A 15,676-nucleotide genomic window follows, 5' to 3' on the forward strand; every position below is an offset into this window, starting at 1 on the left:
GCGGCAGAACTGCAATCATTCCAGCGGCTTGCAGGTGGCGGTTGAGAGCTCGATTCGGTCTTTTGTGAGGCTCGGCGAAACAGCGCGTCCTTAAGACGCGCTGCCGGATGCCTTTGGGGCAGTTTCGGGTCGCAGCGAGCCTAGAACGAGCTCACATAGAGCCCGCCGTCAACAGGGATGTTCTGCCCGGTCATGTAACCAGCATGTGTCGAGCACAGGAAGGCGCAGATCTGGCCGAATTCTTCAGGCGTGCCGAGGCGACCGGCTGGAATGCCGGCGCTGAGCCGCGCGCGGCGGGCTGCACCTTCCGCCGGATCCTCGATGCTTCCGGGCTCATGCGGGCCGCGCAGGCGGTCGGTGTCGAGCTTGCCGGGCAGCATGTTGTTGATGGTGACGTTGCGGTCGGCAACCGTGCGCGCAACGCCTGCCAGGAATGCTGTCAGGCCGGCGCGGGCACCGGAGGACAGGTCGAGGCCGGGGATCGGCGTGTAGACCGACAGTGAGGTGATGTTGACGATGCGGCCGAAGCCGCGCGCCGCCATGCCGTCGATGACCGCTTTGATGAGCTCGATCGGGGTGACCATGTTGTTGGTGACGCCGGCGAGAATCTTCTCCCGGTCGAGTTCGCGGAAGTCCCGGTAGGGCGGCCCGCCATTGTTGTTGACCAGGATGTCGGGATCGGGGCAGGCCGAAAGCAGCGCCTTCTGCACGGCCGGATCGGAGATGTCGCCGACGATCTCGGTGACCGGCACGCCGTAGCGCTGGCGGATTTCCGTTGCCGTGCGGCTGAGGATGCCGGCGTCGCGACCGTTGAGGAACAGCTCGCAGCCGGCTTCGGCCAGCGCTATCGCGCAGCCCTTGCCGAGGCCCTTGCTCGAGGCGCAGACGATTGCCTTCTTCCCGCTGATGCCGAGATCCATGATGCGTTCTCCTGTCGGTGATGACCCAGCCTAGAACCGCCCGGCCCAAGCCGCAACCGTCATACGCCTGTTGCATGAATCTGGGCATAGCCACGGCAAAAGCAACGGGTCGAATGCCATGTCCGGCACGAACACACGCAATTTCCGCACGCTGTTCATCTCCGACGTGCATCTGGGGTCGAAGGCCGCCAAGGCCGACTTCCTCATCGACTTCCTGCGACACCACGAGGCCGAGAAGATCTTTCTGGTCGGCGATATCGTCGATGGCTGGCGTCTGCGCCGGCAGTGGCATTGGCCGCAGTTGCACAATGACGTGGTGCAGAAGCTGCTTCGCCAGGCGCGCAAGGGCACCGAGATTACCTACATCGCCGGCAACCACGACGAATTCGCCCGCAATTTCCAGGGCGTGCATTTCGGTGGCATCGTCGTTGCCGACCGCGCGATCCACGAGGCCGCCGACGGCAAGCGCTTCCTCGTCATCCATGGCGACCAGTTCGACGCAGTCGTGCAGAACGTGCGCTGGCTCGCTTACCTCGGCGATTTCGCCTATGACGCGGCGATGGCCACCAACCGCGTGGTGGCGCGCTTTCGCCGCACCTTCGGCATGCCCTACTGGTCGTTCTCGTCCTGGGCCAAGGTCAAGGTCAAGAAGGCAGTCAATTTCATCGGCGCCTTCCAGCAGGTGCTGACCGAGGAGGCGCGCCGCTCCGAGGTGGATGGCGTCATCTGCGGCCATATCCACCATGCAGTCATCGAGGATTTCGACGGCATCCAGTACATCAATACCGGCGACTGGGTCGAAAGCTGCACCGCTGTCGCGGAGGATTTCGACGGCAGCTTCGTTCTCCTGCACTGGCCGCATGTGATGGCCGGCCAGTTGGCTTCCGAGCCTCTCGTGCCGATGGTTCTCGACCAACGGCGCGTCGAAAAAGCCGCCTGAACGGAAAGCTTCCCATGTGCGCTCCTGCTTCCATTCCATGCCGCTGGCGGGAAGGTCCCGGCCACGCCTCGATCGCCAGCCGTGGCGAGGGCCCCTCGCTGCGCCGCGCCGCGCGCGATGCCAGTATCGTTGCGTCGCTTGAGGCGTTGCCGAACGAGACGGCCCGGCGATCTCCGAGGCTGGCCCAACCGCTTCGCTCAACGGTGGGCGCAGCGGCTTTCGTGCCCGGCAGGCTCGTGATAATGGAGCAGGCAAATCGGTGAGGCTTGGTTGGTTCGGGTCTGCACCCGGACAAATGCCCGCCATGACGCTTCCGCCTCTGACACCAGAACAGCAGATCAAGCCGCGCCGCTTCGAACTGCGAATCTCGCTGCTTTTTGCAGCACTCTTCGTGCCGATGGGCGTGCATCTGCCGTACTTCCCGCTGTGGCTGGAAGCCAAGGGTTTCGACCCCGAGCAGATCGCCATCATCCTGTCGGCGCCGATGTTCCTGCGCGTCGTCACCACGCCGCTGATTGCGGCCATGGCCGACAAAGCCAAGGACCGCGCCAGCGTCTTCATCTTCCTCGCCGCCTCGTCGCTGGCGATCTCCCTCGGCTACTTCCTCGAACCGGCCTATCTGACGGTGCTGGTCGTGTCGCTGGCGCTTTCCGTAGTCTGGACCCCGCATTCGCCGATCGCAGATTCGCTGGCGCTGTCGGGCGTGCGCCGCTTCGGCTCGGATTATGCGGCGATGCGCATCTGGGGGTCGATCGCGTTTCTTGGCGGCAGCCTTGCCGCAGGCTTCATCCTGTCGTGGACGGGCGCCGAGGCCGTGCCTGCGATCATTTCGCTCGGACTGCTCGGCTGCTTCCTGATGTCGTTCATCACGCCGAGGCTCGGCCGGCCACGCCGGGCATCGCCACTGTCGGCCACCGACATGCAGCAGCAGGCGCCCAAGCTGTTCAACCGCTATTTCCTGATCATGGCCGGCGGCACAGGCGTCATCATCGCCAGCCACGGGTTCCTCTATGGCTTCGTGTCGATCTACTGGAAATCCTTGGGCATCAGTGAAACCGTCGTCGGCTTGCTGTGGAGCTGGGGCGTCGCCGCCGAGATAGCCATGTTCATGGTGTTCACGCGCGTCTTCGGCCGGCGCTCCACTGCCTTCGTGCTGTTGCTTGCAGGTGCCGGCGCCATCGTGCGCTGGATTGCCTATCCGCTGATCTGGCCGCTCGGGCTCGGCGTGCCTGGCTTCTTCGCGGTCCAGAGCCTGCATGCATTTTCGACCGCGCTGGTGCTCATCGGTGTGCAGAAGCTGATCGCCGAATCGGTGCCCGAGGAACGTACCGGCGCTGCCCAGGGCGTCGCCTATTTCACCAACGGCATGTCGATGGCTGTGGTGACGCTGGCGTCCGGGCCGCTTTACCAGAACTTTGGCGCCAACGGCTTCTACTTCATGGCCGGCGTTGCCGCCGTCGCCATCATGCTGGTGCTTGTCGGCGCCCGTTCAGCCCCAAAGCTCGGGCAGGGGCGGCGACACCATTGAGCCCTCATAGATAAGGCCGGGCGTGCGGTCGCGGGCCAAAAGCAGCGGTCCGTCCAGGTCGACGAAATCGGCGCCCTGCGCCAAAAGCACGGCTGGCGCCATGGCCAGCGACGTGCCCACCATGCAGCCGACCATGATCTGGAAGCCGAGCGCGCGGGCCTGGTCGCGCAGCTCGATTGCCGCGGTCATCCCGCCTGACTTGTCGAGCTTGATGTTGACCGCATCATAGCGGCCTTTGAGCTCCGCCAGGTTGGCCGCGACATGCACGCTTTCGTCGGCGCAGATCGGCACCGGGTGCGGAATTCTGGCGAGGATCGCGTCGGCGCCAGCCGGCAGCGGCTGCTCGATCAGGGCGATGCCAAGTTCGGCTGCCGTTGCCAGATTCTCGGCGATGTTGGCGTCGGTCCAGCCTTCGTTGGCATCGAGGATCAGGCGGCTGCTGGGGGCGGCCTCGACCACCGCGCGGATGCGCGCGATGTCGTTGTCGCCGCCGATCTTGACCTTGAGCAGCGGACGCGCGGCATTGGCGCGCGCCTGGGCCGCCATCGCCTCGGGCTCGCCCAAGGACAGGGTGTAGGCGGTTTCCAGCGCGTGGGGAGCGCCGAGGCCGAGGGTGCGGCTGACCGGAACGCCGCTCAGCTTGGCCTCAAGGTCCCACAGCGCGCAGTCGACGGCGTTGCGCGCAGCACCCGGCTGCATCAATCCAAGCAATTCGTCGCGCGAGGCGCCGTCTTCGACCGCTCGGCGGACCTGCTCGATCGCCTCGGCAACGCTCTCCATAGTCTCGCCATAGCGCTTGTAGGGCACGCACTCGCCGCGCCCGATTGCACCTGATTCGGCGATCGTGACCGAGATCACCTCCGCTTCGGTCTTGGAACCGCGCGAAATGGTGAAGGTTCCGGCGATGGGAAAGCGCTCGGAAATGGCCGAAAGGACACGCGACATGGAAAACTGCTCCGATCAACTGCTTGGCACGGCTACGAAAATCGACAGGTCGCGGCCGACGCGGTAAACAGTCTGCCATGTTGACCATCGGCAAACGGGAAGCAAGCGGCGGGGCGGCCGGCGAAAGCGACCACCGACCGCAGGTTGCGGTGGCGGAGCGCGGCGACGCGCTGGCTTGCGTGTTTTCGGGGATATGGACGACCCGCACCGTCGCCTTCGTCGATGCCGAAATGCGCGGGATCGAAGCGCGCAAGGGCTACAGCACCATCGTTCTCGACCTGTCGGCCATCGAAAAGATGGACACGGCCGGGGCCTGGGTCATCGACCGGTTGGTGAGCGCCAACGAAAAGAAGGGTGTCGCGATCAGGATGGAGGGGCGCAGTGAGGCGGCCGACATCCTGCTGGGCGCCGTCGGCGAAGCGGTCCGGCGCGATACGGGCTCGGGCGAACAGGGCCAGCCGAACATCGTTATCCGCGCGCTGGAGGCCGTCGGCCGCCGCGTCTACGAGATGCGCGACGACTTCCTCTCGGCCATGAACATCCTCGGAGCCACCATCCGGGGCGCCCAGATGAAGCTCGGCCGTGGCCATGCCGTCAATCCGGCCGCTATCTTCAACCAGATCGACCGCATGGGCGTGGGCGCCATCCCGGTCGTGCTCTTGATGTCGACCATCGTCGGCGCCATCGTCGCCCAGCAGGGCGCTTTCCAGCTCAGCTATTTCGGCGCCGACATCTTCGTCGTCGACCTGATCGGCGTGCTGGTCCTGCGCGAACTCGGCGTGCTGATGACGGCGATCATGATCGCCGGCCGTTCCGGCAGCGCCATCACCGCCGAAATCGGCTCGATGAAGATGCGCGAGGAGGTCGATGCGCTCACCGTCATCGGTCTCAATCCCATCGGCGTCTTGGTGTTTCCGCGACTTGTGGCGCTGGTGGTGGCGCTGCCGTGCCTCACCATCATCGCCAATTTCGCAGCCCTTGGCGGCGGCATGGCAACGGCCTGGTTCTACTCCGGCATCCCGCCTGCGGCTTTCATCGACCGCCTGCGCGTGGCGATCGATCTCGGAACTATCTTCGCCGGTCTCATCAAAGCGCCGTTCATGGCCCTGATCATCGGCACGATCGCTTCGGTCGAAGGCATGAAAGTTGGCGGCAGCGCCGAATCGCTTGGCCAGCACGTCACCGCATCGGTGGTGAAGGCGATCTTCATCGTCATCATCCTCGATGGTTTGTTTGCCATGTTCTACGCAGCGATCGGGTTCTGACATGGGCAGCCGCGCCAAGGCCATCGCTGTCGATCACAACATCCAGCCCGCCAATGGCGATGTCGTGCTGTCGGTGCGCGACCTCACCGTCGCATTCGGCACGAGGGTGATTCTCGACAAGCTGTCGCTCGACATCAGACGCGGCGAGATCCTCGGCTTCGTCGGTGCTTCGGGTGCCGGCAAGTCGGTGCTGCTGCGCACCATTCTCGGCCTTACACGCAAGCAGTCGGGCACGATCAAGCTGTTCGATGTCGACCTGGAAAAGGCCAGCGACGAAGAACGGCTTCGCATCGACATGCGGCTCGGCGTGCTGTTCCAGCACGGGGCGCTATTTTCGGCACTGACGGTGCTCGAAAACGTCCAGGTGCCGATGCGCGAATATCTGGATCTGCCGCGCAAGCTTATGGACGAGCTTGCGATGCTCAAGATCGAGCTGGTCGGCCTGCCGTCGGACGCTGCCTACAAATATCCCTCGGAGCTGTCGGGCGGCATGATCAAGCGCGCGGCGCTGGCGCGTGCGTTGGCGCTGGACCCCGACATCGTGTTCCTCGACGAGCCGACATCGGGTCTCGACCCGATCGGCGCCGCCGAGTTCGACGAACTTGTCGCCAAGATGCGCGACACGATGGGGCTGACCGTCTACATGGTCACTCACGACCTCGACAGCCTGTTTTCCGTCTGCGACAGGGTCGCGGTTCTCGGCAACAAGAAGGTGCTGATCGAGGGCACGATAGACGACATGCTGCAGAGCGAGGAGCCGTGGGTTAAGTCCTACTTCCGGGGCAAGCGTGCCCGGCAGCTCGATCTCGCGGCGCGGATCTAGGATGGGATGAGTTGATGGAGACAAGGGCCAATTACGTCATCGTCGGCATCTTCACGCTGGTCTCGATCCTGGCTGCCTTCGCCTTCGTCTACTGGACGGCGGCGATCGGTGAGCGTGGCGCCACAACGACGCTGCGCGTGCGCATCCCAGGCTCTGCTTCTGGCCTCAGCCGCGGCAGCTTCGTCCTGTTCAACGGCGTCAAGGTCGGCGACGTGCGTCGCGTCTATCTCGATGTCAGCAATCCAACCGTCGCCATCGCCGACACCGAGATCGACGAGCTCACCCCCATCACCAAGTCGACCCAGGCCGACATCGGCCTTGCCGGTCTGACGGGGCAGGCGAATATCGAGCTGAAAGGCGCGAGCGTCAGCGAGCCCAATCTGCTGGCGGAAGCCAACAAACAGGGAACCATCGCCGAGATCGTCGCCAATCCGTCTGCGGTGACCAACCTCCTGCAGACGGCCCAGGACATCTTCAAGCGCGCCGACACGGTGCTTTCCAATCTCGAAGGTTTCACCAATGACGTGCGCGGTCCGCTGACCGAGACCGTGACCAATGCGCAGAAATTTTCCGAATCGCTCGCCCGCAATGCTGACGGCGTCGACAAGTTCCTGGCGAGCGTGAGCGCGCTTTCGGAGGAACTGCAGGGCGTTTCGGGCAAGCTGGATGGCACTATCACGGCAGCTGAAGGCCTGCTCAAGTCGGTCGACAAGGAGCAGGTGAAGAACATCGTCGCCAACATCGACACCTTCACCGCCAGCCTCGCCAAGCAGAGCGACCAGCTCGACGGCATCGTCAAGGGCGTGGAGAGCGCAGTTGCCTCGATCAATGGTTTTGCCAAGCAGACGCAACAGACATTGTCCAAGGTCGACGGTGCGCTGGAGGGCGTCGATGCCGAGACCGTGCGCAAGACGCTGGCTGACATCAGCAAGGCCAGCGAGAATGCCAGCAAGGTAGCGGCCGACATCGCCAAGGTGACCGACAAGTTCGGCAACCGCTCCGGCGATATCGACCAGATGGTCACCGACGCCAAGGAGATGATGGGCCGGCTGAACCAGGCCTCGGTTCGCGTCGACGGCGTCCTGGCCAAGGTCGACAAGCTGCTCGGCTCCGGCGACGCCCAGGGCGTTATGGCCGATGCGAGCGCCACCCTGAAATCCTTCAAGCAGGTGGCCGATACGCTGAACTCGAAGCTCGGCACGATCATGGACGGGCTGTCGCGCTTCTCCGGCCAGGGGCTGCGCGATGTCGATTCGCTGGTCCAGGATTCCAGGCGCTCGATTACCCGCATCGAACAGGCGATCTCGGATCTTGAGCGCAATCCGCAACGCATCATCACCGGTGGCGAAGGCTCGGTGCGCGAGTTCGACGGAAGGGTGCGTCGTTGACATCGCCGGCATGCCGCAGCATGACAGCGGGTGAGGGTGGTGCGCGCGAGGCGCGGGTGAGTCTTGGCCGGGGACAGCACGTGAAGGCTGCTAGATCTATATGGCTGCTTGCAGCAGCGTTGGCGCTGTCCGGTTGCACCTCGCTGTTCGTCAGCACGCCGCCGCCGCTCGATACCTATGAACTGACCGCGCCTTCAGTTGCGGGCCGCAGCGGGTCCAGCCATCGCCAGATACTGATTGCTGAGCCTTCCGCGCTCAAGTCGCTTGACGGCCAGAGCATGGTCATCAACCCGACGCCGGGCTCGATCCAGTTCCTCAAGGGCGCGCAGTGGTCCGACCGGCTGCCGCGCATCGTCCAGGCGCGGCTCGCCGAGACATTCCAGCGCGCCGGCGGCTACATCGGCGTCGGCAAGCCCGGCGAGGGGCTGGCGATCGATTATCAGGTGATCGTCGAGATCCGCAATTTCGGCATCAAGCTCGATGGCACCGACCGTGCCGAGGTCGAGCTTTTCGTCAGGCTGCTCAACGACCGCAATGGCCAGGTTCGCGCATCGCGCGTCTTCACGGCAAGCGCGCCTGTTTCGGGCGCAGGCAACGGTGCCTATGCCGCGGCCCTCGATGCCGCCTTCGGCACGTCCGCCACCGACATCGTCAAGTGGACGGAATCACTCATCTGACCTGAACGACCGGGCTGTGGGGAGCAGGGCGGCAAGTGTCCGCTCCTGCGATCTGCACTCGTCCCGACGTAATCGGCGCCTGGCACCTTGCCTTGCGATCCTTGCTTGCCTGGAAGACATGCCGGCGGCGCCTATCGCGAGATGCGGGGCACATCGGCGATCCAAAATCCAGTACGATCCAGGCACAGTTCGAGGTTAGAGCGCTGCGCGTCCGAATGGGCGCTTGCCGAGTGTTTTGACAGTGTCTGACCCCTACGCCCATGCTGTCCGCAGATCGGCACCGGTTTCGAGCCGATACGCCAGATAGCAAAAAGGGCAGCAGGTACGAACCTGCTGCCCTCTTTTTGGTTGGCTCAGTGCCCTGTGGGCGACGCCCTACTTCAGGCGCCCTGCCGCGTGGGCGAGCATCGTGTATACCTTGCCCGTGTCTGACGTCAGGTAGGTCTTGGTCATGATCGAGTCGCGGTCGTTGCGCGAGACGTCCTTCAGCAGCTTCTCGAAGTCGTCGCAGTAGCGGTCAACGGCCGAGCGGAACTCTCCGTCAGACTGATACTTGCGGCGGATCTCGTCGAAGGTCTGCTGGCCCTTCAGCGTGTAGAGTCGGCGGGTGAAGACGTCGCGCTCGCCGCGGCGATAACGATCCCAGAGCTCGATCGAGGCGTCATGGTCGATGGCGCGGGCGATGTCGACCGACAGCGAGTTGAGCGATTCGACCACATGCAGCGGCGAACGCTGTGCAGGGACCGCACGCGGCTCGGGCTGGGCTGCCGGACGTGCCGGCTGCTGTTCGCGCGATGCGCCGGTCAACAGGTCGCGGACCCAGCCGCCCTGCTGGCCGCCACGGGCTGCCGGCTGCGGCTCGGCCGTCGGGCGCTCGATGTCGAGCGTGCCGCGCAGGCCTGCACCACCGAGCGGCACCTGAGGCGCAGCAGGTGGTTCGTTGCGATGCTCGGGCTGCGGGGCAGGACGACGCGGTGCCGGCTGCTGCGTGTTGCGCAGCGAGGCATCCGAAACGTCGACCGTGCGGCCCGACTTGGCGACGATGGCCGACAGCTCCTTGAGCGCGTTGATCTGCTCGGAAACGGCGCGGCGGATCGCGGTTGTCGATTCCTTGGCCTCCTCCGGCATGTCGAGCACGCCCTTCTTGAGTTCGGCGCGGGTGCTTTCGAGCTCGGTCTTGATGGAGCCGGCGGTGCGGCGCATGTCCTCGGTGGCGTCGGCGAAGCGCTTGGTCGCGGTTTCGACGACGTCGGAGATAGCGGCGCGGATCTTCTCGGCCGATTCCATCGTCTTGCCTTCAGCACTTTCCAGCGTCTGGCCGACGAGGCGCTCGAACGACTGCATGACGCGCTCGAGGTCCTCCGACTTCTTCACCAGGCCGACAGCGAGGTCTTCCAGCGACGACTGGCGCTCAAGGGTGTGCTCGAGGTTGCTCTGCGCCGAGGCGAGAAGGTTGGAGGCGCTCGACAGCAGACGGCTATGCTCGTCGAACTTGGTGGCGATGGAGGCCACTTCGCGCAGCGTGCTGGACGACAGGTCCGTCAGGCGGTTGGTGTTCGAATCGACCAGGCGAGCGGCGCTGGAGAAGGTCTGTGCGGCCTTTTCCGTCGTTGCTGCGAAGGTCGAGGTGCTGCCGGTCAGGCGATCGTCGACGCTGGCCAGGTTCTGCGCCGCGCGTTCGATCAGGTCGCCGAGCTGCGAGCTCGAAGCCGACATGCGGCCGATGAGATCGGCCACGCTTTCTGCCAGCGTCGAGCGTGCGCCTTCAACAGCAGACAGCGTTTCGCTGGTGCGGCTGGCGAGTGCGTCGACAAGGGCTGCGTTTTCGGCGCGCAGCTTTTCGGTCGCACGAGCGGTCGCCAACTCCATGCTCCGCTGCAGCTCGGTGCCGCCTTCGGCGAACCTGTCGACCAGCGGGCGGGCGGTCTCGTCGAGGATCTTGGCGATCTCGCCCGAGCGCTCGGACAGCATGGCGTTCAGTTCACGCGTGTTGGCGCCGATGGTGCGTGCGGCTTCGTTGGTGCTCTGGCCGATGTGCTGGCCGACGGCCGTGAAGGTCTCGGCAATCACATTGGCACGGGCAACGAGTTGCGCTTCGGCCTGGGTGACCTGCTCGTTGAGCTTCTGGCCCATCGTTTCGGCGCCGTAGGCGAGGCGATTCTCGGCGCTCGACAGGTGTTCGCCGATGCGGGCCGCAACGCCCTGTGCGCCGGCAGCCAAGCGCTCGTCGACATTGGCGAGCGTTTCCTCGATCGCTTTGGCGCGGGCGTCGAGATCGGCCGATGTGCGGTGGGCGCGGGCAACCACGCGCTGTTCGGTTTCGGCGAACGCGTTGGCGATCTGGGCTGCATGGTCGCCGATGCCGGAGGTGCTCTCCGAAATGCGGGCAGCGAGCTGCTGGCCAGCCTCGTCGAATGCCTGGCCGATCTCGCTGGCGCGGCCGAGCAGGGACTGGGAGGTCTGGTCGACGCGTGCGGCGAGCTGGCGGCCTGCTTCGTCGAAGGCAGCGCCGATTTCCGACGTGCGGCCGATCAGCGACTGCGACGTCTCGTCGATGCGTGCAGCCATGCGGCCGTCTGCTTCCTCGAAGGTACGGCCGATTTCGGCGGCCCGGCCGGCAAGCAGGTCGGCAGTCTGGGTGACACGAGCCGCAAGGCGCTCGTCCGCCTCCTCGAAGTTGCGGACGATCTCGCCGGCGCGGCTGCCGAGTGTTGCCGAACTGTCGGCGACGCGGGCGGCAATGCGCTCGTCGGCGGCGTCGAAGATACGGCTCAGTTCGCCGGCACGGTTGCCGAGCGAATCCGCGCCCTCAGCGATGCGGGTGGCGAGCTTCTCGTCGGCGGTGTCGAAGATGCGGCCGAGTTCGGCCGCACGGGCGGCCAGCGCATCGGCCGACTCGCCAATGCGCATGCCAAGACGTTCATCAGCGTTGTCGAAGTTGCGCAGGATGTCGCCGGCACGTGCCGACAGCGATTCCGCCGTCTCGATGGCGCGGGCGATGAGCGAGCGGTCGGCCGCGTCGAAGGTGCGGGCGATCTCGCCGGCCTTGGCCGACAGCATATCCGCGGTTTCCTCGGCGCGTGCCAGCAGCGAGCTTGACGTCTCCTGGGCGCGGGCGGCGAGCCTGACGTCGGCGTCGTCGAAGGCGCGGGCGATGTCCTCGGCGCGGGCGAGCAGGGCCTGCGAGGTCTGATCGGCGCGTTCGGCGATGCGGCGGTCGGCGTCGGTGAAGGCCTGGCCGGCCTGCTCGTGCAGGGCAGCCGTCACTTCCATGACCTTTTCGCGCAGGGCGCCGGCGACGAAGACAGCGCTCTTCTCGAGCACGCCACGGACATTGTCGACGCCGAGCGAGAGCGCGCGTTCCATGGTGCCGGTACGCTCTTCGATGACGCCGGTCTGGCGCCGGAAGGCTTCTTCGATCTTTTCGATGTCACCGGCGATGGCGTCGGAGATGTCGACGCGGCGGGCGGCGATCTGGTCGATGTGGCCGGAAATCGCAAGATCGATCTCGCGGCGCGTGTCGCCGAGCTTGCCGAGGTCTTCGTCAAGCGCACGGGCCAGCGTGGCGCGGCCTTCGGCGAGCTTGCCGACATGGCCGGCGACGATGTCGTCGATGCCGGAACGGCTCTCGTTGAGCATGGCGAGATCGGCTTCCAGCGCCTTGGTCAGCGCATCGCGGCCGGCGGCCAGCTTGTCGACCTGGCCGAGCATCATGCCGTCGATCCGGGCGAGATCGGCTTCAAGCGCGCGCCTGAGGATGTCGCGGCCCTCGGCCAGCTTCTCGACCTGGCCGGCAACGAGCCCGTCGATGCCCGAGCGGCTTTCGGACAGCTTGGCGAGGTCGTCTTCCAGGGCGCGCGACAGCGTCATGCGCTCGGAAACCAGTCGCTCGGCGTGGCTGGAAACCAGGCCCTTGACGCTGTCGAGGTCGGCTTCGAGCGAACGTGCCAGCATGGCGCGGTCTTCGGCCAGCTTGTCCGACTGCGACGAGATGGTGTTGCGGATCGTGTTGAGGTCGGTTTCCAGCGCACGCTTGAGGATGTCGCGGCCTTCGGCCAGCTTCTCGACCTGACCGGCCACCAGGCCGTCAATGCCCGAACGGCTCTCGGCCAGCTTGGCGAGGTCGTCTTCCAGCGCCTTGGAAAGCGCGCCGCGTTCGACGACGAGGCGCTCGGCATGGGCCGAAACGAGGCCCTTGACGTTGTCGACGTCGGCCTCCAGGGCACGCGACAGCATCGCACGGTCGCCGGCGAGCTTCTCCGACTGGCTGGAAATCGTGTTCTGGATGGCGTTGAGGTCGGCTTCGAGGGCGCGCCTGAGGATGTCGCGGCCTTCGGCCAGCTTCTCGACCTGGCCGGCGACGAGGCCGTCGATGCCGGCGCGGCTTTCCGCAAGCTTGGCAAGGTCGGATTCCAGCGTCTTCGACAGCAGCACCCGCTGGTCGGTGAGCTTGGCGGCGTGATCCTCGATCAGGCCATGGACGGCGGAGATGTCGGTCTCGAGATTGCGCGACAGGTTGGCGCGATCCGAGGCCATCTTGGTGGAGTGGCCGTCGACGAGGGCCTGGATACCTGCCAGGTCGGACTCGAGCACCTTGGCGAGGCCGGCACGATCCGAGGCCATCTTGGTGGCGTGACCGTCGACGAGGGCCTGAATGCCTTCGAGGTCTGATTCAAGCGCCTTGGCGAGGCCGGCACGGTCGGTTGCGATCTTCGAGGAGTGGCCTTCGACCAGCGCCTTGATGCCGTCGAGATCCTTTTCCAGCGCGGACGCCAGGATGGCGCGGCCTTCGGCGATCTTCTCGACCTGGCCTGCGACCAGACCGTCGATGCTGCTGCGGCTGTCGGCCAGCTTGTTGAGGTCGGCTTCCAGAGCGCGCGTCAGGATCGAGCGGCCCTCGGCCAGCTTGCCGACATGCCCGGCGACCATTTCGTCAATGTTCGTACGGGCCTGGACAAGTTTCTCGGAGTCTTCGACGAGGGCCTGGGCGAGCTGTTCGCGGCCCTGGGCCAGCTGGCGGAACTGGCCGCCGAGCGTTTCGTCGATTGCCTGGCGCGACTGCTCGAGCTTGCGCATGTCCTCGTCGAGGGCACGGCTGATAAGGCTGCGGCCTTCGGCGAGCTTCTGCACCTGGAAGCCGACGGCGGCCTCGATGCTGGCGCGGCCTTCGGCGAACTTGCTGAGGTCGTCCTTGAGCGCTGCAGCCATGCGGTCGCGGGCTTCAGACAGCTTGCGGGTGTGGTCGTCGACTGCCTGTTCGATGCCGACACGAGCGTCCGACAGGCGCTGGATGTCGCCGTCGAAGGCGCGCGACACCTGATGACGTGCCGCCTCCATGCGGCCGGCGAAATCGCTGGCGCGGGCCTCGAGCATCGTCGAGGTCGAGGTGATGATGTCGGCGAGGTCGGTGCCGATCTGGGTCTTGCCCTGGTCGATCATGGCCGACAGCGAGTCGCGGCCCTCGACGAAGGTGGTGGCGATTTCGCGAGCGCGCTCGACCAGCGTCTCGTTGATCTGGCGGGCACGGGCCTCAAGTGCCGCATTGAGCTTGGCGGTGCCGGTATCAAGTGCCTCGGCGCGGGTCTGGAACTCGCCGATAAGCGCCTGGCCGCGCTCGGCCAGGGTGCGCTCGATGCCGTGAAGGCTGGCCTCGAACTCGGAATTGATCGTCCTGGCTGCGCCGCCGAGCAGCGACACCATGCCGGACGTGCGGTCGTCGAGCAGGTCGGTCAGCGAGCGGGTGACGTCGTCGGTGCTCTGGGTCAGCTTGGCGATGCGGGTGTCGAGCAGGCTGGCGAAGGCTTCGCCTGAAGTCGACAGACGGTCGCTGATCGAATCCATGCGGTTGTCGATAGCCTCGAACAGGCCCATGCCGCCTTCATTGATGCGGTCGATCAGCGTGTCGCCGGAGCTGGTGATTGTCATCGACAGCTTGGTCGATGCGTTCAGGATGCTGTCGCGGATGATGTCGCTGGCGGAGCCCAGCTCGTCGCGCAGCGTCTCGTGGGCGCCGGCAATCGAGGAGCGAACGCGCTCGGCGTGGCTGACCACCGCCTCGCGCTCGCTGCCGAGGCCGTCGACCAGCGAACGGATGCGGGCGGCGTTTTCCGAATAGGAGCGCTCGATCTGGTTGACTTCGGTGTGGACGAGCGTTTCCAGCTCGACGGCACGCGCCAGCGTGCGCTCGATGCCTTCGCCCATGGCGGCGACTTCGCGGCGCACCGCCTGACCGACCATCATGACGCGGTCCTGGGCCATGTTTTCCGGCTCGGCGAGACGGAAGGCGACTTCAGTCATCGACTGGGCGGCTATGCGCATTTCCTGGGCGCGGCGTATCATCGCGGCAAAAGCCCAGAACAAGGCGATCGGAATGACTGTTGCGAGAACGAGCATCAGCAGGCCCGGGCGGGCGAGGGCGTCGTCAAGCGAACGGATGGCCCAGATGCTGGGCGTGACGAGGCGATCGGCCAGGGCTGCTGCGCCTGCGACCCACGCGAGCGATACGAGGCCGACCATCCAGTAGATGGTGCTCGAGGCGCGGCGGTTGAGGCTGTGCAGGAGCGACTTGTAGTCCTTCTGGCGCTCGTCATTTGCGGGCTTCAGGCCTTCGGGCTGAAGCGGGCGCGGCGGATCGATCGGGCGAAGCGAGGTCGGCGGCTCGGCAATGGCCTGCTTGACCGGAGCCTGCTTGACGGGCGCTGGCGCGGGCTTGGGAGCAGCTGCAACGACAGGCTTCTGCTTGTTGCTCTCTTGAGCCAGTTCGGCGGCAGCCTGGGAAATCTGCGCCTCGAAGTCGTCGATCGATGCCGTCATGTCCAGGCCACCGTCATCGGCGCCCGTCAGATCGAGATCGAGGGCTGCCTCGAGCTCCTTTGCCACATCCATGTCGATTTTTGTGGGAGTGGATTTTTTCGCCATGCCTTCGCTACCCTGTACTAAAGACGCGGAATTACTGGACTTTTTGTCCTATTTTTGACCGCGTCCGAGGCTCAATATGGACCGCCCGTATCGTAGTGACACAATCGGGTAAAGAAAACATGCATTCTCCCCGATACGTAAAAGTTTAAATATAAGGTTAACATTGGAGTGATTAATCGGCCCGGTTCCGCGGGATTGCTGGGGTTGGCGGGTTAACGGGTTATCCACATGGTGGGCCTAGGCTACCAACCCTTGGGCGAGTAGCGGAGGCG

General features: G+C 65.2%; 9 protein-coding genes. 6 read left to right on the forward strand and 3 right to left on the reverse strand.

Annotated elements, in window-relative coordinates:
• Positions 1-140: 140 nt before the first annotated feature.
• Positions 141-920: an SDR family oxidoreductase gene (locus NDO48_RS09910; protein ID WP_267321409.1), complete on the reverse strand. Its 780-nt coding sequence runs from the start codon at positions 918-920 to the stop codon at positions 141-143.
• A gap of 118 nt (positions 921-1,038) precedes the next feature.
• On the opposite strand from NDO48_RS09910, the gene NDO48_RS09915 reads away from it, so the two are divergent.
• Together NDO48_RS09915 and NDO48_RS09920 are read left to right on the forward strand one after the other, a co-directional pair.
• Entirely contained in the window at positions 1,039-1,860 is an 822-nt protein-coding gene (locus NDO48_RS09915) for a UDP-2,3-diacylglucosamine diphosphatase (protein ID WP_267321410.1), read from the forward strand.
• A 304-nt stretch (positions 1,861-2,164) separates the two neighbouring features.
• Positions 2,165-3,388, forward strand: a complete 1,224-nt coding sequence (locus tag NDO48_RS09920) for an MFS transporter (RefSeq protein ID WP_040456714.1) — start codon at positions 2,165-2,167, stop codon at positions 3,386-3,388.
• Here the strand turns inward: NDO48_RS09920 and dgcA are convergent.
• Positions 3,350-4,333, reverse strand: coding sequence for an N-acetyl-D-Glu racemase DgcA (gene dgcA, locus NDO48_RS09925; protein ID WP_018428166.1), 984 nt, complete (start codon positions 4,331-4,333; stop codon positions 3,350-3,352). The genes NDO48_RS09920 and dgcA overlap by 39 nt on opposite strands.
• Before the next feature lie 77 nt (positions 4,334-4,410).
• On the opposite strand from dgcA, the gene NDO48_RS09930 reads away from it, so the two are divergent.
• The 4 genes from NDO48_RS09930 (at position 4,411) to NDO48_RS09945 (ending at position 8,486) form a co-directional block, all read left to right on the forward strand.
• A complete protein-coding gene (locus tag NDO48_RS09930; RefSeq protein WP_018428165.1) occupies positions 4,411-5,598 on the forward strand; it encodes an ABC transporter permease in 1,188 nt (395 codons plus the stop codon).
• 1 nt (position 5,599) lies between these two features.
• A complete protein-coding gene (locus NDO48_RS09935; RefSeq protein ID WP_018428164.1) occupies positions 5,600-6,421 on the forward strand; it encodes an ABC transporter ATP-binding protein in 822 nt (273 codons plus the stop codon).
• Between the two features lie 14 nt (positions 6,422-6,435).
• The gene (locus tag NDO48_RS09940) at positions 6,436-7,809 is read left to right on the forward strand and encodes an MlaD family protein (protein ID WP_018428163.1); all 1,374 of its coding nucleotides are present in this window, start codon (positions 6,436-6,438) and stop codon (positions 7,807-7,809) included.
• 80 nt (positions 7,810-7,889) lie between these two features.
• Complete coding sequence (locus tag NDO48_RS09945; protein ID WP_245262168.1) at positions 7,890-8,486, forward strand: ABC-type transport auxiliary lipoprotein family protein; 597 nt, start codon at positions 7,890-7,892, stop codon at positions 8,484-8,486.
• A 375-nt stretch (positions 8,487-8,861) separates the two neighbouring features.
• On the opposite strand, the gene NDO48_RS09950 is transcribed toward NDO48_RS09945, so the two are convergent.
• A complete protein-coding gene (locus tag NDO48_RS09950; protein WP_267321411.1) occupies positions 8,862-15,404 on the reverse strand; it encodes a kinesin in 6,543 nt (2,180 codons plus the stop codon).
• Between the last annotated feature and the right edge of the window lie 272 nt (positions 15,405-15,676).

Source organism: Aminobacter sp. MET-1, from assembly GCF_026521175.1.
GTDB lineage: Bacteria > Pseudomonadota > Alphaproteobacteria > Rhizobiales > Rhizobiaceae > Aminobacter.